This window comes from Pedococcus sp. (assembly GCF_036554925.1).
Taxonomy (GTDB): domain Bacteria; phylum Actinomycetota; class Actinomycetes; order Actinomycetales; family Dermatophilaceae; genus Pedococcus_A.
Window position 1 is genome coordinate 1 of sequence record NZ_DATBMI010000047.1, and the last position, 18,204, is coordinate 18,204.

17 protein-coding genes are annotated in these 18,204 nt (G+C 73.7%); 7 read left to right on the plus strand and 10 right to left on the minus strand.

Annotation, left to right across the window (positions count from 1 at the left end; genetic code table 11):
- The 10 genes from VIB11_RS03420 to VIB11_RS03465 all read right to left on the minus strand — a co-directional run.
- Positions 1–304 (minus strand): hypothetical protein (locus VIB11_RS03420; RefSeq protein ID WP_332028376.1); only part of this gene is annotated, 304 nt, incomplete at its 3' end.
- Positions 305–577: 273 nt separating this feature from the next.
- Positions 578–1,696 (minus strand): uroporphyrinogen-III synthase, encoded by a 1,119-nt coding sequence (locus tag VIB11_RS03425; RefSeq protein ID WP_332028378.1) that lies wholly within the window; start codon positions 1,694–1,696, stop codon positions 578–580.
- Positions 1,696–2,928, minus strand: coding sequence for a uroporphyrinogen-III C-methyltransferase (gene cobA, locus VIB11_RS03430; protein ID WP_332028380.1), 1,233 nt, complete (start codon positions 2,926–2,928; stop codon positions 1,696–1,698). Before cobA ends, VIB11_RS03425 begins: the two co-directional genes overlap by 1 nt.
- Complete coding sequence (gene nirD, locus VIB11_RS03435; RefSeq protein ID WP_332028382.1) at positions 2,925–3,335, minus strand: nitrite reductase small subunit NirD; 411 nt, start codon at positions 3,333–3,335, stop codon at positions 2,925–2,927. The genes cobA and nirD overlap by 4 nt, the downstream gene beginning before the upstream one ends.
- Complete coding sequence (nirB, locus tag VIB11_RS03440; RefSeq protein WP_332028384.1) at positions 3,332–5,932, minus strand: nitrite reductase large subunit NirB; 2,601 nt, start codon at positions 5,930–5,932, stop codon at positions 3,332–3,334. The genes nirD and nirB overlap by 4 nt, the downstream gene beginning before the upstream one ends.
- A gap of 10 nt (positions 5,933–5,942) precedes the next feature.
- A complete protein-coding gene (locus tag VIB11_RS03445) occupies positions 5,943–7,520 on the minus strand; it encodes an FAD-dependent oxidoreductase (protein ID WP_332028385.1) in 1,578 nt (525 codons plus the stop codon).
- Positions 7,517–9,685 (minus strand): molybdopterin oxidoreductase family protein, encoded by a 2,169-nt coding sequence (locus VIB11_RS03450; RefSeq protein WP_332028387.1) that lies wholly within the window; start codon positions 9,683–9,685, stop codon positions 7,517–7,519. The genes VIB11_RS03445 and VIB11_RS03450 overlap by 4 nt, the downstream gene beginning before the upstream one ends.
- Before the next feature lie 7 nt (positions 9,686–9,692).
- Positions 9,693–11,072 carry an MFS transporter gene (locus VIB11_RS03455; RefSeq protein ID WP_332028389.1) on the minus strand — a complete coding sequence of 460 codons (1,380 nt, stop codon included), beginning with the start codon at positions 11,070–11,072 and terminating at the stop codon, positions 9,693–9,695.
- Between the two features lie 506 nt (positions 11,073–11,578).
- A complete protein-coding gene (locus tag VIB11_RS03460; RefSeq protein ID WP_332028391.1) occupies positions 11,579–12,160 on the minus strand; it encodes an isochorismatase family protein in 582 nt (193 codons plus the stop codon).
- Positions 12,157–13,455: a nicotinate phosphoribosyltransferase gene (locus tag VIB11_RS03465; RefSeq protein WP_414695748.1), complete on the minus strand. Its 1,299-nt coding sequence runs from the start codon at positions 13,453–13,455 to the stop codon at positions 12,157–12,159. The genes VIB11_RS03460 and VIB11_RS03465 overlap by 4 nt, the downstream gene beginning before the upstream one ends.
- 76 nt (positions 13,456–13,531) lie before the next feature.
- Between VIB11_RS03465 and clpS the strand changes: the two genes are divergently transcribed.
- The 7 genes from clpS to rdgB all read left to right on the plus strand — a co-directional run bounded on the left by clpS (position 13,532) and on the right by rdgB (position 18,195).
- Positions 13,532–13,822, plus strand: coding sequence for an ATP-dependent Clp protease adapter ClpS (gene clpS, locus VIB11_RS03470; protein ID WP_414695746.1), 291 nt, complete (start codon positions 13,532–13,534; stop codon positions 13,820–13,822).
- On the plus strand, positions 13,823–14,458 hold the full coding sequence (locus VIB11_RS03475) for a DUF2017 domain-containing protein (RefSeq protein ID WP_332028395.1): 636 nt from the start codon (positions 13,823–13,825) through the stop codon (positions 14,456–14,458). It begins immediately after the preceding gene.
- Positions 14,459–14,569: 111 nt separating this feature from the next.
- Positions 14,570–15,412: a glutamate racemase gene (murI, locus tag VIB11_RS03480; RefSeq protein WP_332028397.1), complete on the plus strand. Its 843-nt coding sequence runs from the start codon at positions 14,570–14,572 to the stop codon at positions 15,410–15,412.
- Positions 15,409–16,176: an MBL fold metallo-hydrolase gene (locus tag VIB11_RS03485; protein WP_332028399.1), complete on the plus strand. Its 768-nt coding sequence runs from the start codon at positions 15,409–15,411 to the stop codon at positions 16,174–16,176. The genes murI and VIB11_RS03485 overlap by 4 nt, the downstream gene beginning before the upstream one ends.
- Before the next feature lie 36 nt (positions 16,177–16,212).
- Positions 16,213–16,704: an ASCH domain-containing protein gene (locus VIB11_RS03490; RefSeq protein WP_332028401.1), complete on the plus strand. Its 492-nt coding sequence runs from the start codon at positions 16,213–16,215 to the stop codon at positions 16,702–16,704.
- A gap of 139 nt (positions 16,705–16,843) precedes the next feature.
- Positions 16,844–17,590: a ribonuclease PH gene (rph, locus tag VIB11_RS03495; RefSeq protein WP_332028403.1), complete on the plus strand. Its 747-nt coding sequence runs from the start codon at positions 16,844–16,846 to the stop codon at positions 17,588–17,590.
- Positions 17,587–18,195 carry an RdgB/HAM1 family non-canonical purine NTP pyrophosphatase gene (gene rdgB / locus VIB11_RS03500; protein ID WP_332028404.1) on the plus strand — a complete coding sequence of 203 codons (609 nt, stop codon included), beginning with the start codon at positions 17,587–17,589 and terminating at the stop codon, positions 18,193–18,195. The genes rph and rdgB overlap by 4 nt, the downstream gene beginning before the upstream one ends.
- Positions 18,196–18,204: the final 9 nt, after the last annotated feature.

Genomic DNA, 18,204 nt, shown 5'->3' on the forward strand with positions numbered 1-18,204 from the left:
GGCGCACCCACTGCGACGTCGTCATCGCCGCCGGCCCACCGGAGGCCTCACCGCGGTCCATCGCCTCCCGCAGCACCGCGACCCGGCCCGCGTCGCACGCCATGCCCAGCGCGTCGACCTCGCCCATCAGGCCGGCCAGCCCGTCCGGGCCGCCGCCGGAGGGTGTCTGCCACAGCACCGCGCCGATGACCCGCACCGCCTCCGTGGCGGCGGCGACCCGCTCCCGGCACTCGGCCAGGCTCAGGGGCCGGTCGCGGCTCGGGCCGGCTCCCTGCCCCGCGCTGTCCTGCTGGTTCCCCTCCATGACGACAACCGTAGGGCCGACCACCGACAACCCAACCGTGCCGCGCGCAACGGAAACCATTGCATAGCAAAGGAGTTCGCGGCATACCGACGCGCGCAAAGCAACCCGGGGCCCACTGCCTGTGGACGGCGTGACGACGCGGGCGGCGCCTGTGGACACGTCATGACCAGACCTCCGCAAGGCCTCGACGAGCGGGTCCCGGGCCGGCGTCCCTGCCAGTGCCGCTGGCGCGATGATCCGCCAGCGGGCACAGAGGTCCCTGTGGGGTCGAAGTCAGGCGAGGCCGAGGCGGTAGCCGCGCTTGACGACCGTCTGGACCAGCGAGCGGCAGCCTGCGGCGTCTCTCAGCCGCGCCACCGCCACCTCGGCGGCATGTGGGTCACGGGAGTCCCCGGGCAGCACGTCGAGCACCTGCCCGCGCGTGACGACGTCCCCGTCAGCCCCCACCAGGAGGCGCAGCACCTCCAGGCCCGTCGGGGAGACCGGCAGCACGTGTCCATCGAGCAGCGCGACGGTGCTGCGGACCTGCAGCGCACCCGCGGCGGTGGCGACGGCAGTGGTCTGGGCAGCCTCGAAGTGGCCCACGAGCGTCCGCACCAGCGCGCCGAGTCGGCCGCGCTCCGGCACGAGCGGCTCGATCCCGCGGTCCCGCAGCGGCTTTGCCGTCACAGGTCCGACCGCCGCAGCGACCAGACCTCCCGTGGAGAAGCGGTCGAGCAGTGGCTGTGCAACCCCCGCCACCTCCGCGGCCCCGAGCCACGCAGACGCCCCAGGGGCCGACGTGAACACCACGGCGTCGATCTCGCCGCGAGCGGCGGCGCGCACCGACTCCGCCAGTGCCTCGGGGTCCGGCGGCGGACCCCAGCGGTAGACGACGAGGCTGGCGACGTCGGCCCCTGCTGCGGCCAGCTCGGTGTCGAGCCCGTCCGCTCCCGCGCCATGGTGCTGGATCGCAATGCGCTGCCCTGCAACGCCATCGGTGAGCAGCGCCTCCAGGATCTCGGCCGACGTCTCGGACTCGGCGACCCAGTCGGCCTGCAGTCCTGCGGCCTGGATCGCCCCACGGGCCTTGGGCCCGCGCGCCACGATCCGCGCGTCGGCCAACAGGGACGTGAGGTCGTCCGCCACCCCGGCCGCGTCAGCCGCCTCGATCCACCCGCGGAACCCGATACCCGTCGTGACCACGACGGTGTCCGGAGGGCTGGCGATGAGCGACGTCGTGTCGGCGACCAGCTCTTCGTCGTGCTGGTGGGGGACGATGCTGAGGGCCGGCGCGTGCCGCACGCTCGCGCCACGGCGGACCAGCGCCGAGCCGAGCTCCGCGGAGCGCCGGTCAGCCGTGATGAGGACGACGCAGCCCGCCATGACCTGGCCGAGAGGAACGCCGCCCATCAGCCACAGGCCCCGGGGTTCGCGGCGGAGCCCTCGAGCAGCCCCTCGGCTGCCGTGGCGCCGATGACGATGACCGCGGGCGCCTCGACCGCAGCCTCCTGCGCCGCGCCGACGACCGTGGCGAGCGTGGCGCGGGTCGTCCGCTCGGACTCCAGCGTGGCCCGCTCGACGATGGCGACCGGGGTGTCGGCGGACGCGCCCGCTGCCAGGAGCTGCGCGACGTGCTCCGCGAGCGTCGAGACGCCCATGAGGAGGACGAGGGTGGCGCTGCCGCGCACCACGCAGTGGATGGCCTGGGGCGAGAGAGGTCCATGGCCATGGGTGATGTGCACGGAGGCCGAGGTGCCGCGGTGCGTCACCGGGACCCCGGCAGCGGCCGGCGCCGCGATGGCGCTGCTCACCCCCGGCACCACTTCCACCGGTATGCCGTGGGCCCGGCAGGCGATGGCCTCCTCGCCGCCTCGGCCGAAGAGGAACGGGTCGCCGCCCTTGAGCCGCACCACGGTTCGCCCGCGCTGCGCCTGCTCGACGATGATGCGGTTGATCTCGTCCTGGGGGACCGAGTGCCGCCCGGGCGCCTTGCCGACGTCGATCACCTCGACCGTCTCCGGGAGCCGGGCGAGCGCCGTGACGGGGCCGAGCCGGTCGGTCACGACGACATCGGCCTCGGCGAGGGCGCGGCGCGCCCGCACGGTCATGAGGTCCTCCGCTCCCGGCCCGCCGCCCACCAGGACGACCCGGCCCGGCCCCGCGCGGCGCCGTCGGGCCCGCAGGTCGAGCGCCCCCTCGTGCAGCACCGTGGCGAGCTGGTCGCGCACCGCGGCAGCCCGCCCGGGGTCGGGCGAGCCGGTCGACACCACGCCCACCGCGAGGCCTCCGGCGGACGTGGTGGCTGGCGTTCGCGCCGTCCCCGCGCTGGCGCCTCCGGCGTTCACGCTCCAGGTGCGACGCTCGGTGGCCCAGCGGCACACCTCCTCGTTGACGCGCGGGTCGTCGGTGGCCGCGTGCACGAGCCATGCTCCCTCGACGTCCGCCTCCCGCACCTCGCGGTCGACCCAGCGAGCCTGGGCCGCGGCGACGAGGTCGACGAGGTCCTCGCACAGCTGGGGCGCGACCACGGTCACGCGGGCGCCCTGCCCGGCGAGCGCGGCGGCGCGACGGGCGGCGACCGGCCCGCCGCCGGCGACCAGGACGTCGCGCCCCTCGACCTCGAGGCCCATCAGCAGGGTCATGTCACCGGGCCCAAGGGCGCAGGCCGGGGGCTGACCAGCACGACACCGTCGCGGACCTCCACGGGGTAGCTCAGCAGGTCGACGGGTTCCTTCCCGACCGGGTCGAGGCAGGCGCCGGTGCGAAGGTCGAACACCTGCTTGTACATCGGCGACGCCACGGTGGGGGTGTCGCCGCGGCTCCCGACGATCCCGCGGGACAGGACGTGGGCGCCGGAGTAGGGGTCGTGCTGCTGGAGGGCGAAGACCCGGTCGTCGTGCGTGCGGAACAGCGCGACCTGCACGCCCTCGACGAGCGCGGCGGCACCCCGCTCCCGCGGCAGGTCGGTGAGGCTGCACACCTCCACCCAGCGGGTGCCGCCGGAAGCGGCGCCGGCACCCAGGGCAGGGCTCGTGAGCTCGATGGTCATCGGCGGACCTCCAGGGTCGTTCCTGCGATGAGCACGGCGCCGCCGTCCCTCTCCTCGGCGGTGGCGGGCCTCGCCTGGCCGCGCTCGCCGACGTAGGCGAGCGAGTCGTCGGGCTGGTCGGGTGCGTTGACGAAGGACTCGAAGCGGCGCAGCTTCTCGGGGTCGTCCAGTGCCGCTGCCCACTCGTCCTCGTACGAGTCGACGTGAGCAGCCATCGCGGCGTCGAGGTCGTCGCAGATCCCGAGCGCGTCGTCGAGCACGACGGCGCGGATCGCCTCGAGCCCGCCCTCGTACTCCTCGACCCACGCCGCCGTGCGCTGCAGCCGGTCGGCCGTGCGGACGTAGTACACGAGGAACCGGTCGATGGCGCTGACCAGCGTCTCGGTGTCGAGGTCCTCGGCCAGCAGCTGGGCGTGCCGCGGGGTGAAGCCGCCGTTGCCCCCGACGTAGAGGTTCCAGCCGTTGTCCGTGGCGATGACCCCGACGTCCTTGCCGCGGGCCTCGGCGCACTCGCGCGCGCACCCGGACACGCCCAGCTTGATCTTGTGCGGGCTGCGCAGCCCGCGGTAGCGCAGCTCCAGGGCGATCGCGAGACCGACCGAGTCCTGCACGCCGTAGCGGCACCAGGTCGACCCGACGCAGGACTTCACCGTGCGCAGCGACTTGCCGTAGGCGTGGCCGGACTCGAATCCGGCGTCCACCAGGCGTTTCCAGATCTTCGGGAGCTGGTCGATGCGTGCCCCGAAGAGGTCGATCCGCTGACCGCCCGTGATCTTCGTGTAGAGCCCGAAGTCCTTGGCGACCTGGCCGATCGCGAGCAGCCCCTCGGGTGTGACCTCGCCGCCGGGGATCCGCGGCACCACCGAGTACGAGCCGTCCTTCTGGAGGTTCGCCATGACGTGGTCGTTGGTGTCCTGCAGGGTCGCCCGCTCGCCCTCGAGGATGTGACCGGTGCCGAGCGAGGCCAGGATCGAGCCGATCACGGGCTTGCAGATGTCGCAGCCCCGGCCGCGCCCGTGGCGCGCCACGATCTCGCTGAACGTGGTGAGCCCCTGGACCCGCACCACGTCGAACAGCTGGGCGCGGGAGAGGTCGAAGTGCTCGCACAGCGCGTTGCTGACCTCGACGCCGGACTTCTCCAGCTCGGTCGTGACCAGGCGCTTGACCAGGGGGAGGCAGGAGCCGCAGCTGGTGCCCGCCCTGGTGCACGCCTTGACGCCCGCGAGGTCGGTGCAGCCGCCCTCGGTGACGGAGCAGCGGATCGTCCCGGCCGTGACGTTGTTGCACGAGCAGACGGCCGCGTCGTCCGGAAGGTCGCCCGCAGGCGCCGGCGCGGAACCCTCGGGCAGCAGGTATGCCGCGGGGTCGCCGCCGAGCTCGCGGCCCACCATGGGCCGCAGGGACGCGTAGGCGCCGGCGTCGCCGACGAGGATGCCGCCGCGCAGCGTCTTCGCGTCGTCCGACATCACGAGCTTCTTGTAGACACCGGCGACCGGGTCGGAGATGACGACCTCGAGGGAGCCGCGCTCCTGCGCGAACGCGTCGCCGAAGCTGGCGACGTCGACGCCGAGCAGCTTGAGCTTGGTCGACAGGTCCGCGCCGGGGAAGGTGCCCTCGCCACCGAGCAGCCGGTCCGCCACGACCTCGGCCATGGTGTAGCCGGGTGCCACCAGGCCCAGGCAGCGTCCCTGGATGCAGGCGACCTCTCCCACGGCCCACACGTGGGGATCGGCCGTCCGACAGGCATCGTCGACCACGACGCCACCACGCTCGCCGACCTCCAGGCCGGCCTCGCGTGCGAGCTCGTCGCGCGGTCGGACGCCCACGGCGAACACCACGACGTCGACGTCGAGAGCAGGCCCCTCGGCGAACTCCATCCGCGCGACCTGGCCACGGTGGCCGACGATCTTCGAGGTCGCCGTGTTCGTCCGGACGCTCACGCCCAGACCCTCGATCAACCGGCGCAGGGCCTCGCCGCCGCCCTCGTCGACCTGCAGCGGCATCAGCCGGGGCGCGAACTCGACCACCGTCGACTCGACGTCCAGGGCCCGCAGCGCACCCGCGGCCTCGAGGCCGAGGAGCCCACCACCGACGACTGCGCCACGCAGCGGGCGGTCGACCTCGCCGCGCAGGGTCTCGACATGGGTGCGCAGGTCCGCGACGTCGTCGATGGTGCGGTAGACGAACGCGCCGCGGAGGTCCTTGCCCGGCACCGGTGGCACGGCGGCATACGAGCCGGTGGCCAGCACCAGCGAGTCGTAGGTGAGGGTCCGTCCGTCGGAGGTGTCCACCGTCCTGGCCGCGCGGTCGACCGAGGTCGCGGCCACGCCGCGCCGGATGGTGACGAGCGGGTCGTCCCAGATCTCCTGCCCGCCGAGGGCGAGGTCCTCCGGGTCGCGGCCCGTGAAGTAGGAGGTCAGGGCGACCCGGTCGTAGGGCGCCCGCGGCTCCTCGCAGAGCAGGGTGATGGCCCACTGCCCCGCGTCGTCCCGCGACCGGAGGGCGTCGACGAGCCGGCGGGCGACCATGCCTCCGCCGACGACGACGAGCTCGCGCGGGCCCTGCTGGGCGGGCGTGCCGGTCTGGTGCTGGGTCATGTCCATGACGCTAGAGAGCCCTCGTTTCTGTGCCGTGCATCATGTGTTTCCCGCTCGTAAAACGGTTCTCACCTGCTGGGTCCGGTGGCGGTGAGGTCCGCTCGAGCCAGGACAGCAGCCCGCACACCTCCTCGGCGCAGCCGCCGCAGCCGGTGGTCGCGCGGGTGGCCGAGGCGATGGCGTCGACGTCCGTGCAGCCGAGCTCGTAGTGGGCGGCGATGTCGCCCTTGGAGACGCCGTTGCACCGGCAGACGGTGGCGGTGTCGGGGAGCTGGTCGGGGGTGGGCGATGCCGCCGGGGCGGCGCCGGCGAGCGCCGGCAGCAGCAGGTGTGCCGGGTCGGCCGGCAGCGGGGTCCGCCGGGTGTACGCCGCGACCAGGTCGACGGCCACGTCGCCGGCCCCGACACAGGTGGCGCCGACGAGCACCCCCTCGGACACCACGATCTCGACGTGGCGGCCGGCGTGCGGGTCGCTGAGCCGGAGCTGGCGCTGCGCCGGGTTGTCGGGGCGCTGCGAGCCGCAGACCCCCATGGTGACGACGTCGATGCCCCGGGACTTCAGGCGCACCACGTCGCTGCCGGACGCGGGCGCCGGCGCGGGTGGCGGCAGCACGGATGCCGCCTGGCCCGCATCGGCGCCTGTCGACGCGCCCGCCGCCAGAGCGGCGGCCAGCCGGCGGGACTGCTCCCAGCCCTGGGCCACCAGCCCGGTGCCACCCTCCGGCGGCTGGGCGCAGTCGCCGATGGCGAACACGCGCCGGTCGTCGACGCTGGCGAGCCCGTCGGTGACGACGATGCCGCGGTCGGTGCCCAGCCCGGCGTCGCGGGCCAGGGTGGTGTTGGCCGTGGTGCCGGTCGCCACGACCAGCAGGTCCGCGGCGACAGCCTCGCCGCTCGACAGCCGCAGCCCGCGCAGGGCGCCGTCCTCCAGGATCGCCTCGTCCGCGCCGACGCCCACGCGGTGGTCGATGCCGAGGGTCCCCATCGCAGCCTCAACGACCCGGCTGGCGTCGCCGTCGAGCTGGCGCTCCATGAGGGCCGGCGCGGGGTGGACGACCGTGACCTGCACCCCGCGCGCGGCCAGGCCGCAGGCCGCCTCCAGGCCGAGCACCCCTGCCCCGAGCACGACCGCGCGCCTGGCGTTCAGGGTCGCCGCGACGATCTCGCGGGCGTCGTCGATGCTGCGGAGGGCATGCACCCCGCGCGGGAGCGCGTGGGGGTCCTCGGGGTCCCCGGTCAGCCCCTTCAGCGGTGGGATCCGTGCCGAGGCCCCGGTCGCGATCACCAGCAGGTCGTAGCGGTGCCGCGACCCGTCGTCGGTGAGCACGACGCGGTCCTCGCGGTCGATGACGGTTGCGGCCGCTCCCCGGCGGACGCGCAGCCGTGGGTCGTCCGGCGTCGGGAGCGTGAGGGAGGCGAGGTCGTAGCGCCCGGCGACGACCTCGCTGAGGAGGACGCGGTTGTACGGCTCGCAGTGCTCGGCGCCGAGCACGGTCACGGTGAACCGGCTGGCGTGGTCGGCGGCGAGGAGGTCCTCGACGAACCGGGACCCGACCATGCCGTTGCCGATGACGACCACTCGGGTCATGGGCTCACTCCGTTCTGGGAGGCGGGGCCGGCGCCCTCCAGGGCGCTCGGCGGCGGCAGGACGTCTGCCGCCTGCACGTCCACAGCGCAGACCTTGAACTCGGGCATCCCCGAGATCGGGTCCGTGGCGTCGTTGGTGATCCGGTTGACGCTGCCGACGCCGGGCCAGTGGAAGGGCATGAACACGGTGTCCGGCCGCGTCGCGGTCGTCACCCGGGCCACTGCGGCCACGCGACCGCGACGTCCGCTCAGCACGACGGGTCGGCCGTCCTCGACGCCGAGCCGCGTGGCGAGAAGGGGGTGGATCTCGACGAAGGGCTCCGGCACTGCATCGGCGAGCTCGGGGACCCGCCGGGTCTGCGCCCCCGACTGGTAGTGCTGCAGCACTCTCCCGGTCACCAGGTGGACCGGCGCACCCGGACCGACGTCGTCCCGCGGACCGTGGTGGTCGACGGGGACGAGGCGGGCTCGCCCGTCGGTGGTGGCGAACCGGTCGAGGAACAGGCGTGGTGTGCCGGGATGAGGGGTCTCGCCGGGCGGGGTGGCCGGGCACGGCCAGTGCAGCGCCTCCCCGGCGTCGAGCCGGGCGTGGCTGATCCCGCTGTAGTCCGCCCGCCCGCCGGCGCTGGCCTGTCCCAGCTCGTCGAAGACGGCGGACGCGTCCGTGTCGAACACGCCGGGGGAGCCCAGCCGGCGCGCCAGCTCGGCCCAGACCCACAGCTCGGAGCGCACACCCTCCGGCGGGTCGACCGCCTTGCGCCGCCGGATGACCCGGCCCTCGAGCGAGGTCATGGTCCCCTCCTCCTCGGCCCACTGCGTGACCGGCAGGACCACGTCGGCGAGCAGCGCGGTCTCGGACGGGACGACGTCGCAGACGACGAGCAGGTCGAGGGAGCGCAGCCGTTCGGCCACCTTCGCCGCATGGGGGGCGCTGACCACGAGGTTCGAACCGTGCACCAGGAGTGCCCGCGCGCCGTCGCTCCTGCCGAGGGAGTCGAGCAGCTCCACCGCCGGCTTGCCCTTGCCGGGCAGGTCGTCGGGGCGGACTCCCCACACCGCGGCCACGTGCTCGCGTGCGTCGGGGTCGTCGATCATCCGGTACCCGGGCAGCTGGTCGGCCTTCTGCCCGTGCTCCCGGCCGCCCTGCCCGTTGCCCTGCCCGGTGAGGGCGCCGTACCCGCTGCCGAGGCGCCCGGGCAGGCCGAGGGCGAGCGCGAGGTTGATGGCGGCGGTGACGGTGGCCGTGCCCTGGCTCGACTGCTCCACACCGCGGCCGGTGAGGACGAAGGCCCCGGCCCCACCCCGCGACGGGCTCGCCGCGGCGAGGTGTCGGGCGGTCTCGCGCAGGACGGTGGCGGGGACGCCGCACTCTCGCTCGGCGCGCTCGGGCCACCAGGCGGCAACCGAGCGGGCCACGCCGTCCAGGCCCGTGGTGCGCTCGGCGAGGTAGGTCGTGTCGGCCAGTCCCTCGGCGAGCACGACGTGGAGCAGCGCGAGAAGGACGACGAGGTCGGTCCCCGGCACGGGCTGGACGTGACGGCCCTGGCCGTCGGCGGTGAGCTCGGCCGTGGCGCTCCGGCGCGGGTCGACGACCACGAGCCCGCCCCGGGCGCGGGCCCCGGCGAGGTGCTGCACGAACGGCGGCATGGTCTCGGCGACGTTGCTGCCGAGCAACAGCACCGTGTCGGCGGTGCCCAGGTCGGTCACGGGGAAGGGAAGCCCGCGGTCGACACCCAGCGAGCGGTTCGCCGCTGCCGCCGCGCTCGACATGCAGAACCGGCCGTTGTAGTCGATGTTGGCGGTGCCCAGCGCGATCCGTGCGAACTTGCCCAGCTGGTAGGCCTTCTCGTTGGTCAGCCCGCCGCCGCCGAACACTGCCACGCTGTCGGCACCGTGCTCTCGGCGTATCCCGGCGAGGCGCCCGGCGACGTGGTCGAGCGCCTCCTCCCACGACACGGGCTGCAGGTCACCGCTGGAGTCCCGCAGGAGCGGGGCGGTGAGGCGGTCGGTCGCCCCGAGCAGGGACCCCGATGTCCAGCCCTTCTGGCACAGGCCGCCGCGGTTGGTCGGGAAGTCACGCCCCGTGATGCTGACCCCCGCGTTGGCGGGGGTCAGCGCCTGGGCGCACTGCAGGGCGCAGTACGGGCAGTGCGTGGCGGTCGTCATCGGGTCCTCAGATGGTCTCCGCGGCCAGGGCGGAGCCCTTGCGCTGGTAGACGACGTACGTGGTGACGGCCATGAGCACGTAGGCGGCGATGAAGACCCACAGCGCCGGGACCAGCGAGCCGAACGACTCCTTGGCCATCGCGAACCCGCGCGGGATGAAGAACCCGCCGTACGCGCCGACCGCTCCGGCGATGCCGATGCACCCGGCCGCCGCCTTGCGGGCGACCGAGAGGCGGCCCGGGTCCGTGATGCCGGCGCGGAAGACGGCCGGGATCATCCGGTACGTCGCGCCGTTGCCGATGCCCGCGCCGGTGAAGAGCACCATGAACGAGCCGAAGAACAACGCGAAGCTGTGCTGCCGCAGGGCGACGATCGCGCCCAGCGCGCCGAGTGTCAGCAGACCGAAGGAGGCGATGGTGATGCGGGCGCCCCCGAGCCGGTCGGAGACGATGCCGCCGAGCGGTCGGGTGAGGGCGCCGACGAGGGCGCCGATGAACGCCAGGGTGACGGGTGCCTCGGGGAACTGCGTCTTCAGCAGGGTGGGGAAGGCCCCGGAGTACCCGATGAAGGAGCCGAACGTCCCGATGTAGAGGAACGAGATGATCCACGTGTGCCGGTTGCGGGTCGCGTTGGCGAAGGCCCGGTAGTCGGCCTTGGCGCCCGAGAGGTTGTCCATCCCGCGCCACGCGAGCACGGCCGCGAGCAGGGCCAGCGGGATGAAGACCAGGCCGGCGCGCTCGAGGTGGATGCCGGCGCCCACAGCGACGATGGCGGGGACCACCATCTGGACGATCCCGGTGCCGAGGTTGCCGCCGGCAGCGTTGAGGCCCAGCGCCTTGCCCTTCTCGGCCTCGGGGAAGAAGAAGGAGATGTTCGTCATCGACGAGGCGAAGTTGCCGCCGCCGAAGCCGGCGAGGGCGGCGCACGCGAGCAGCACCCCGAAGGACGTGTCGGGCTGCGTGACCACCCAGGCGAGGGCCGCAGCGGGCAGGAGCAGCAGGAGCGCGGAGATGATGGTCCAGTTGCGGCCGCCGAACACGGGGACCGCGAAGGTGTACGGGATGCGGATCGTGGCGCCGACCAGGCTGGGCAGCGCGATCAGCCAGAACTGCTGGTCGAGGGTCAGGCTGAAACCGGCGGCCGGCAGCTGCGGCACGACCACGCTCCACAGGGCCCACACGCAGAAGCCGAGGAACTCGGCGTAGATCGACAAGGCGAGGTTGCGGCGGGCGATCGAGCGGCCGCCGTCACGCCAGAACCCGGTGTCCTCCGGGTCCCAGTGGTCGATCCAGCGACCGGACCGGTGGACGGGGGCGGAGGTGCGGGGAGGGGCGTGCTGGGTGGATGCCTGCTGCGAGGTCAGTGACTCGCTGGCGGGAGCGGACATCGGGGCTCCTTCTCGGGTGGGCCCAGGGCGGGGAGGTCTGGGCGGTACCCGAGGAGAGTGGCAAGCGCGTGTTTCGAGTCCGGTCGGCCACCGTTAAACGTCCGTAACGTGGCCCGCACACCGGCGACACACACGCTGTGAGAACGGGTGCGTGACCCGGCCGGGGACAGGGCCCGACCTCGGGACCTTGGTCCCTGTCTCGCGGGTCCCCGACGGGTGGATAAAGGACCTACCGCAACCGGCAACGGAAGCGGCCCGGGAAGGCCAACCGTGGTCCCACCCGCAGGGCAGCAACCCGCGGGACCCCACCCCCGACGAGGGTGAGGGGACCACAAGCACCACCACCGGTAGCCCGGAAGCCGTCACACCGGACGACGAGACCCCGACGATGTCGCATCAGCCGGGGTCTCGCCCTGTGTGGACCGGCGGGCCGGGCCACGGCCAGCCGGTCGGGCCACGGCCAGCCGGTCAGGCCACCGCCAGCCGGTCAGGCCACCGCCAGCCGGTCAGGCCACGGCCACCCCGGCATCGGCGAAGTCGGCGAGGGCCTGCCGGGTCGTCTCCGGCGCGACGCCGGCGGTCAGGTCCACGAGGACACGGGTCTCGAACCCCTCCTCGGCGGCGTCGAGGGCGGTGGCCCGCACGCAGTAGTCCGTGGCGATCCCGACGACGTCGACCTCCTCGATGGCACGGTCCCGCAGCCAGTCCGCGAGCGGCACCCGGTGGTCCGCCTCGACCGTGACGCCCTCGAACCCGCTGTAGGCGGCCGAGTGGTGGCCCTTGCGGAAGATCGCCTCGACCTCCTCGAACGCCCGTTCCGCGTTGGGGTGGAACAGCGCGCCGTCGCTGCCGACCCGGCAGTGCGGCGGCCACGAGAGCACGAAGTCGGGGGTGTCGCTGAAGTGGGCACCCGGGTCGTCGTGCCAGTCCGCGGTGGCGACGATCGCGGCATACTCACCGCCGTGGGCCACGACGTGCTCGCTGATCCTGCGCGCGACCTCGGCCCCTCCCGCCACGGCCAGGGAGCCGCCCTCGCAGAAGTCGTTCTGGACGTCGACGATGATCAGTGCTCGGGGTGCCCGGGTCATGGCGCAACGCTAGTCGGTGAGCGGCCCGCGTCCCCAGGGCTGGGCGCCTCGAAGACGGTGGGGATGGCGGGCTCTCCCCGCTGCAGCCGATGCGCTGCGGCGGGGAGCTCCGCGCGGGACGCGGCGTGGCGTGCGCGAGCCACGTCCAGGGCGAGTGCGGCGCGGTCGACCACCTCGCCCCCGGCCATGAGCGGCACCAGCAGGGCGCGGTCGTCGCCGTCGTCGACGGGTGCCTCGCCGATCCCGATGAGCTCGGCCTCGGCGACCCCCCTGCCGTTGCGGCGGCGCAGGGCGTACTTGCGCCCGGCCACCGACTGCTTGTCCTTGCTCTTCTTGGCGACGCCGACCAGCTCGCCGCTGTCGTCGGTGCGGGCGACCAGCTTGTAGACCATCCCCGCCGTGGGCGCGCCCGACCCCGTCACCAGTGACGTTCCCACGCCGTACCGGTCGACCGGGCCGGCAGCGAGCGCTGCGATGGCGTACTCGTCGAGGTCGGACGTGACGACGATCTTGGTACCGGTCGCGCCGAGGCGGTCGAGCTGCTCGCGCACCTCGCGGGCCTGCTCGAGGAGGTCCCCGGAGTCGAGCCGCACCGCACCGAGCTCGGGCCCGGCCAGCTCGACCGCCAGCTCGACCGCCCTGGGGACGTCGTAGGTGTCGACGAGGAGCGTGGTCCCCTTGCCGAGCGAGGAGATCTGCGCCGCGAAGGCCTCGCGCTCGTCGTCGTGCAGCAGGGTGAAGGCGTGGGCCGCGGTGCCCGCGGTGGGCACGCCGAACCGTCGGCCCGCCTCCAGGTTGGAGGTGGTGGCAAACCCCGCGATGTATGCCGCGCGGGCGCTCGCGACCGCGGCCTCCTCGTGGGTGCGCCGCGAGCCCATCTCGATGCACGGGCGGTCGCCCGCTGCCGAGGTCATCCGCGAGGCGGCGCTCGCGACCGCGCTGTCGTGGTTGAGGATGCTCAGGACGAGGGTCTCCAGGACGACGGCCTGGGCGAAGTCGGCCTCGACCACGAGCACCGGCGAGCCGGGGAAGTAGCACTCGCCCTCGGCATACCCCCAGATCTCGCCGGTGAAGCGGTAGCCGGCGAGGAACTCGAGGGTCGGCTCGTCCACGACACCGGTGTCACGGAGGAAGGCGATCTCGGCGTCGCCGAAGCGGAAGCGCTCGACCGCCTCGACGAGCCGGCCGGTCCCGGCGACCACGCCATAGCGTCGGCCCTCGGGGAGACGGCGCGCGAAGACCTCGAACACGCACCGTCGGGAGGCCGCTCCGCTGCGCAGGGCGGCCTCGACCATGGTCAGCTCGTAGTGGTCGGTGAGCAGGGCGGTGCGGGGTGCCGTAGCAGTCACGCGGGCAGCCTATTGTGGGGTCGTGTCGATCGCGCCCGTAGAGCAGGAGAGCCGCTCCCGCCAGGAGGAGGGCGAGCTGGACGTCCCGTGGATCACCCTGGTGTGGAACGACCCGGTGAACCTGATGTCCTATGTCACCTTCGTGTTCCAGACCTACTTCGGCTACTCCAGGAGCAGGGCCGAGAAGCTGATGATGGACGTCCACGTCAAGGGCAGGGCCGTCGTCTCCACCGGCACGCGCGAGAAGATGGAGACCGACACCGAGGCGCTGCAGGGCTACGGCCTGTGGGCCACCTTCCAGAAGGACGTCTGAGTGGCGCGGGGTTTCAAGCGCAAGGGTGCGCGGTACGTCGCCAAGCTCGACCCGGTCGAGCGCGGGCTGGTCGTCGGGCTCATGGAGCAGGTGCGCGAGCTGGTCGCCCCGGACACACCGTTGCCCGCCCCGGGGGAGGGCGGTGACGCCTTCGACCAGATCGTGGCGGGGCTCGGCGGGTCGGGCTGGGGTGTCTCGGTCTCGGCCGAGGACCAGCTGCCGAGCGCGCCGTCCTCGGACGCCCGCCCGGAGGAGCGTGACCCGGCGCTCGAGCGGCTGCTGCCCAGGGCGCACCGCGAGGACGAGCAGATCGCCGCGGAGTTCCGCCGCCTCACCGAGCAGGGCCTGCGCTCGCGCAAGGCCGCCAACCTGTCGGCGGCGATCGCGGCGCTGGCCTCGGTCGACGAGCAGCGCGTGGAGCTTGCCCACGACGAGGCCGTGGCGATGGTCGTGGCGCTGACCGATGTCCGGCTCGTGCTCGGCGAGCGACTCGGGCTGCGCGAGGACGACGACCTCGAGGTGCTCGAGGAGCAGGTGTCCGGTCTGGAGGACGACGACCCGGCTGTCTACGCCCTGGCCGTCTACGACTTCCTCACCTGGCTCCAGGAGACCCTCGCGCACGCCCTCGCGCCGTAGCGGCAGCCCACCGGCTGCGCACACCAGAGGCGAGCGGTGGCCGACACGCTGTGACGGACGTGACGCGCCGTCGGTGCGGGCTCTGACGGTCCCCGCCCATACGCTGAACGGGTGGCTGACGCACCTATCGGGATCTTCGACTCGGGCTACGGCGGGCTGACCGTCGCCCGGGCCGTTCTCGACCAGCTGCCCCACGAGCCGGTCGTCTACCTCGCCGACACCGCCCGCCAGCCCTACGGCCCGCGCCCCATCGCGCAGACGCGCGAGTTCGCGCTCGAGTGCCTCGACCGGCTCGTCGACCGCGGCGTCAAGGCGCTGGTCATCGCCTGCAACACCGCCAGCGCCGCCGTCCTCCACGACGCCCGTGAGCGCTACGACGTGCCCGTCATCGAGGTCATCCGCCCCGCCGTCCGGCGTGCCGCCGCGGCCACGCGCAACGACCGGGTCGGCGTGATCTCGACGCGAGGCACCCACCAGTCGGGCGCGTACACCGACGCCTTCGCCGCCGCCCCCCAGGTGCAGGTGAGCTCGCAGCCCTGTCCGCGGTTCGTCGAGTTCGTCGAGGCCGGCACGACGAGCGGCCCGGAGCTGCTCGGCGTGGCCCGCGAGTACCTCTCCCCGGTGCAGGAGCGAGGCGTCGACACCCTCATCCTCGGCTGCACGCACTACCCCCTGCTCACCGGCGTGATCTCCTACGTCATGGGCGACGGGGTCACCCTCGTCTCCAGCGCCGAGGAGACCGCCAAGGACGTCTTCCGGCTCCTCGCCGACCTCGGGGCGCTGCGCCCCGACCACCTGCCGGAGCCCGAGCACGAGTGGCTCACCACGGGTGACCCCGACGAGTTCGCGCGGCTCGCCCGCCGCTTCCTCGGCCCGGAGGCCGTCACCGCCCGCCCGGCGGCCGTCGACTCGGGCAGGCCGGTGGCGGTGGCCGGCGAGGGGGGCGCTCGATGAGGCTCACCATCGTCGGGTGCTCCGGGTCCTTCGCCGGGCCGGACTCTCCCGCCTCGTCCTACCTGGTGCGGGCCGAGCACGACGGCCGCGACTACAACCTGCTGCTCGACCTCGGCAGTGGTGCCCTGGGGGCCCTGCAGCGCCACCTCGACCCCGCGGACCTCGACGCCGTGCTGGTCACCCACCTTCACCCCGACCACTGCGTCGACCTCCTCGGGCTGTACGTCACCCGGAAGTACCGCCCGGAGGGCGCCCTGCCCAGCCCGCTGCCGGTCTTCGCGCCGACAGGGGCGGAGGAGCGGCTCGCGCTCGCGTACCACGGCCTCGACGACGGCGGGATGTCGCGCGAGCTCGCGTTCTCGACCCTCGTCGAGAAGCAGCCGCTCGCGCTCGGCCCCTTCACCGTGACGCCGTTCCGGGTCAACCACCCGGTCGAGGCGTACGGCTTCCGCGTCGAGGCCGCGGGCCGGGTCCTGGCCTACAGCGGCGACACCGACGCCTGCCCTGCCCTGTCGCCGCTCTTCACGGGCTCCGACCTCGTGCTCGCCGACGCCGCCTTCGTCGACGGCCGTGATGCCGCTCCCGACATCCACCTCTCCGGCAGCCGGGCTGCCCGGGCCGCCCTGGACGCCGGGGGAGTGCGCCGGCTCATGCTCACCCACATCCCCGCGTGGAACGACCCCGAGGTGTGCCGCGCGCAGGCCGCAGCGGTCTGGCCGGGCGAGGTGGAGCTCGCCGAGCCCGACGCGACGTACCCCATCTAGACCTCGCGGAGGGGACCCCCGCCCTACGCTGGCGAGGTGATCACCATCGACGAGGCGGCGGCCGAGGCCATGTGGGAGGAGTACTGCAGGGCCCACCCCGACCGCCACCACGACATCGAGTCACCGCCAGCGGAGTACTTCGGGGACTCACCGGAGATGGCCGACGAGCTGCTCGAGGCCGTCATCAGCGGGCCGAAGCGGGCGACCGCCGCCCTGGTCGCGGAGTTCGCCGACGGCGACGAGGAGCTGCCGCGCATCGGCTCGCACTGGATCTGCTGCGACGGCTCCGGCCGCCCCCGGCTGGTGATGCGCTCGGTCGAGCTGCGCATCGGCCCGGTCAGCAGTGTCGACGAGGCCTTCGCGTACGACGAGGGTGAGGGCGAACGCACCCGCGAGTGGTGGCTGGACGCCCACAGCGGCTACTGGCAGCGTTCCTGCGCCCGCATGGGGCTGGACTTCTCCGAGACGATGGAAGCGGTCTTCGAGCGGTTCGTGGTCGTGTGGCCGCCTGAGCACGCCGACGCCTGAGGGCCCGGTGCCCGCGGCCGCCGCCGTGCCCCGGCGACCCGATCGCCGAGACCGAGCCGGCCCGGCTGGGGGCCCCGCGCTCTGAGCCTCGGCCGAGGGCGGGGCAGGACCGTCACCGGGGGTCGCTAGCCTTGCCGGCATGACTCGTCACGACGGCCGTACCCCCGACCAGCTCCGCGACGTGCGGATCACGCGCAACTGGCTCGACCACGCCGAGGGCAGCGTGCTCGTGGAGTTCGGCCGGACCCGCGTGCTGTGCGCGGCGTCCTTCACGGCCGGGGTGCCGCGCTGGCTGAAGGGCCAGGGCACCGGCTGGGTCACCGCGGAGTACGAGATGCTCCCGCGCTCGACGAACACCCGCAGCGACCGCGAGTCCCGCAAGGGCCGGGTCGGTGGGCGCACCCACGAGATCTCGCGCCTCATCGGCAGGAGCCTGCGCGCCGTCATCGACACCAAGGTCCTCGGCGAGAACACCATCGTCCTCGACTGCGACGTCCTCCAGGCCGACGGCGGCACCCGCACGGCCGCGATCACGGGTGCCTACGTCGCGCTCGCGGACGCCATCGAGGACGCCCATGCACGAGGCCTGCTGCCCGCCAGCGCCCAGCCGCTGACCGGGTCGGTGGCCGCCGTGTCGGTGGGGATCATCGGGGGGGAGCCGGTGCTCGACCTCGACTACCCGGAGGACGTCGGCGCCGGCACCGACATGAACGTCGTGATGACGGGCGCCGGCGAGTACGTCGAGGTGCAGGGCACGGCGGAGGGCAAGCCCTTCGACCGCGACCTGCTCAACTCGTTGCTGGACCTCGCGGCCAAGGGGTGCGCCGACCTCACCGCCCTGCAGCAGGCCGCCCTCGCCGGCACGCCACGGGAGCGCCAGCGGTGAGGAAGGTCGTCCTCGCCACGCGTAACGCCCACAAGGTCACCGAGCTGCGCCACATCCTCGCCGACGTGTGCGACGAGCTCGGCCTGGAGATCGTCGGGGCAGGGGAGTTCCCCGACGCGCCAGAGGTCGTCGAGGACGGCGTCACCTTCGAGGAGAACGCCCGGCTCAAGGCGGTCGCGCTCGCCGAGGCGACCGGGCTGCCGGCCCTGGCCGACGACTCGGGCCTGGCGGTCGACGTGCTCGGGGGCGCGCCCGGCATCTTCAGTGCCCGCTGGGCGGGCAGCCACGGCAACGACCGCGCCAACCTCGAGCTGCTGCTCGACCAGCTCGCCGACGTCAAGGACGAGCACCGTGGGGCTGCCTTCGTCTGCTCGGCCGTGCTCGCCCTTCCGGAGGGCACCGTCCGGGCGACCGAGGGGCGTATGCCGGGCCGGCTGGCGCGCGAGCCCAAGGGCACCAACGGTTTCGGCTACGACCCGATCCTGGTGGTCGAGGGCGACACCAGGCACTCCGCCGAGCTGACCCCGGAGGAGAAGAACGCGATCTCCCACCGGGGCAGGGCGTTTCGGGCGATGGTGCCGCACCTGCGCGAGCTGCTGGGCTGACCGCCCGCG

Coding starts and splice junctions, on each gene's coding strand:
- VIB11_RS03425 (WP_332028378.1), bottom strand. CDS start 1,696: ATGGGCGGCGTTCCTCTCGGCCAGGTCATGGCGGGCTGCGTCGTCCTC.
- cobA (WP_332028380.1), bottom strand. CDS start 2,928: ATGACCCTGCTGATGGGCCTCGAGGTCGAGGGGCGCGACGTCCTGGTC.
- nirD (WP_332028382.1), bottom strand. CDS start 3,335: ATGACCATCGAGCTCACGAGCCCTGCCCTGGGTGCCGGCGCCGCTTCC.
- nirB (WP_332028384.1), bottom strand. CDS start 5,932: ATGACCCAGCACCAGACCGGCACGCCCGCCCAGCAGGGCCCGCGCGAG.
- VIB11_RS03445 (WP_332028385.1), bottom strand. CDS start 7,520: ATGACCCGAGTGGTCGTCATCGGCAACGGCATGGTCGGGTCCCGGTTC.
- VIB11_RS03450 (WP_332028387.1), bottom strand. CDS start 9,685: ATGACGACCGCCACGCACTGCCCGTACTGCGCCCTGCAGTGCGCCCAG.
- VIB11_RS03455 (WP_332028389.1), bottom strand. CDS start 11,072: ATGTCCGCTCCCGCCAGCGAGTCACTGACCTCGCAGCAGGCATCCACC.
- VIB11_RS03460 (WP_332028391.1), bottom strand. CDS start 12,160: ATGACCCGGGCACCCCGAGCACTGATCATCGTCGACGTCCAGAACGAC.
- VIB11_RS03465 (WP_414695748.1), bottom strand. CDS start 13,455: ATGGTCGAGGCCGCCCTGCGCAGCGGAGCGGCCTCCCGACGGTGCGTG.
- VIB11_RS03485 (WP_332028399.1), top strand. CDS start 15,409: ATGAGGCTCACCATCGTCGGGTGCTCCGGGTCCTTCGCCGGGCCGGAC.
- rph (WP_332028403.1), top strand. CDS start 16,844: ATGACTCGTCACGACGGCCGTACCCCCGACCAGCTCCGCGACGTGCGG.